This window comes from Caminibacter sp. (assembly GCF_053999135.1).
This window is the reverse complement of sequence record NZ_JBMXVQ010000006.1, coordinates 1-2,200: the sequence shown is the minus strand read 5'-3', so window position 1 is coordinate 2,200 and position 2,200 is coordinate 1. Positions and strand designations below refer to the sequence as shown.

General features: G+C 39.2%; 2 protein-coding genes. Both read right to left on the bottom strand.

Annotated elements, in window-relative coordinates:
• Positions 1–178: 178 nt before the first annotated feature.
• Positions 179–1,048 (bottom strand): site-specific integrase, encoded by an 870-nt coding sequence (locus ACXJH6_RS00205; RefSeq protein WP_456469746.1) that lies wholly within the window; start codon positions 1,046–1,048, stop codon positions 179–181.
• Positions 1,041–1,433, bottom strand: coding sequence for a hypothetical protein (locus tag ACXJH6_RS00200; RefSeq protein WP_456469745.1), 393 nt, complete (start codon positions 1,431–1,433; stop codon positions 1,041–1,043). Before ACXJH6_RS00200 ends, ACXJH6_RS00205 begins: the two co-directional genes overlap by 8 nt.
• Between the last annotated feature and the right edge of the window lie 767 nt (positions 1,434–2,200).

The window sequence follows — 2,200 nt, the reverse complement described above, 5'->3', positions numbered from 1 at the left end:
GTGGTAGGATATCATCGGCTACTCGGCAAGGGTTGGTGGGTTGGGAGTTGGGATAGCCCAACTGAAAGGTAGCCGATGGATAGGATAATTATCGTCCTATTGATAGTGGCTCTTGTAGTCACTATCTGTTGGTAGGGGGTGCCGCCCCTACTAACGCCTACCACAATTATAACAAATTTTAAGCTCTATTGAGATAATACAAAGTAATACTTTCTCGGTGGTGGTTAAGCTCTTGAGAGGTTAATTTTAATGCTTCTTTATGTGTATATCCTTCTTCTTTTAGCTTGTTGTAGTGTTCTACTGCATACGTAATTCGTAAATCGTGCGTCTTATGTTCTAAGGCATTAATGTCTCGATAATATGTTGAGTAAGACGGTATTTCGTTTAGATTTTGCAATTTGTAGGCTAATTCGGGGCTTATAGGCTTTATATTGTATTCCTGTCCGCCTTTTCCGATTATTCCGCTTAATGTATTTTCTCCTGGATTATAATACTCTTGAAAATTACGGGCGACTTCTAATGCTTCTGAAGCTCTTAAGCCTGTTTCTAATTGAAGCTCTGCAATTGTGGCGGAGCTTTCTCGGATTTGCTCTAAATTACTTAAAAAAGCCCCTGTATCGCTTATCGCTCGTCCTGTTTCAAAATCGTTTTTAACTACGTTAAATTCCGCCCTGTAGTCTTGAGTGTATTCTTGCAAAACATTATGAACGCTTTTATCTATATTTACTTTTGTTTGCTCCAAGCCGTGTAGCATACTGTTAAATCCGCTTGTGTAGTCTAACGCTGTCTTAGGGCTTAAATCCTGCAAACGCTCGTTTAAAAACTCGCTTATGTGTTCTTGTGTAAAATGTGTGTTTAATTTGCCCTCTAATCCTCGTTCCTGAGCGAATTTAGCAAAATCTCGCAGATACATTGCTCGCTTTTGCATTAAAGCGTTAGAATGCGTTTTTTTGCTGTCTGTTGCGTGTCTTTTTGTTCCTCGTGCGTCTAGGCGGCTTAAAGCGTTTTTTATTTGTCTCTCAAAATTTCCGCCTCGTAGGTTACCCATTTTTGCCCTCTTTTATTTGTTTTAAAATTTTAACAATGGTTGGGCGGCTGATCGGGCAATGTAACACTTCTTTAAAATATTTTTCTATCTTATAGGCACTCCAAGAGGCAGCGGCAAATTCTAGGAGTTTATAATAATGCTTTACAAAGCATTTGTGCTTAAAGAGCTGTAATAATTGCTTTTTTTCTTGCGTTTTAGCGTTATTTTTTAGCTTTTTAAGGTTGTGTAGCATAATACGGCCTAAAAAGTTTTTTGTTATCGGTTGTCGCTTTTGCACTTGGTTTTTAATTTGTTTGCGTAAATCCTGCAGCAGCTGCAGGACTTGTTCCTCGTTTTGCAATAGTAATTCTTTCTTAAGCTCTTTTACAAAGTGTTCGTTATTCATACCAATCCTTTAGTTTTGTGTTCTGATTACAGACTACAACCCTAAAAGGATTAAATAAGAAAATTTTCTGCTACGCCCCGCCCGCCGCAGCTGCCTACTTTTTGCTGTTTCCAGCAAAAAGATTTCCTTGCTTGCAAGGAACGGCAGCTGCTCCCCTCGGCCTCTCCTTTTTACGTCTTTTCAACGTAAAAAAAACCGTTAGGGGCCCAGCACGGGGCAAAACTTAGAAATGCGATTTTCTTTTAGGTGTGTAACCGCACAAAAACACCAAAGCAATGGAGTTGCTGGAGAGATTTTGGCCGTGTTGGCCGCTGGAGCGGGATAAGATAACTTCCTGGCAGGTTACCTTATAGGCCGCAGCTTGCAGCTGCTGGTGTAGCCTTGCTTGGCCGCCTTGCGTAACCTGTCCGCCCGTTCGGTTTGGAAGTTTCGGAGCGTAGCAAAATATATGTCTTTTTATCTTTATCGGGGCTACTTCCAGGACAACGATTTTCGGCTGTTTGTTTATAATTTATATATCTTTCTAATATTTCGCCTACTCTTTCGCTGTTCCTGGTTTTGCCCTTCTTTATTTTTACTCCGTTTTAATTTTGTTAGTGTAGTAGGTTATATACACAAAAATAAAAAACAAAACATAATACAAATATTACGATAACTTTTTTTAACGTTTTATTTACAAAAAATTTAACGTTTTTTACAATCCGTTAAATTTATTGTTAAAAAGCCCGAATTATCGGGCTTTTACTGCCTTGCGGCAGTTTTACCCC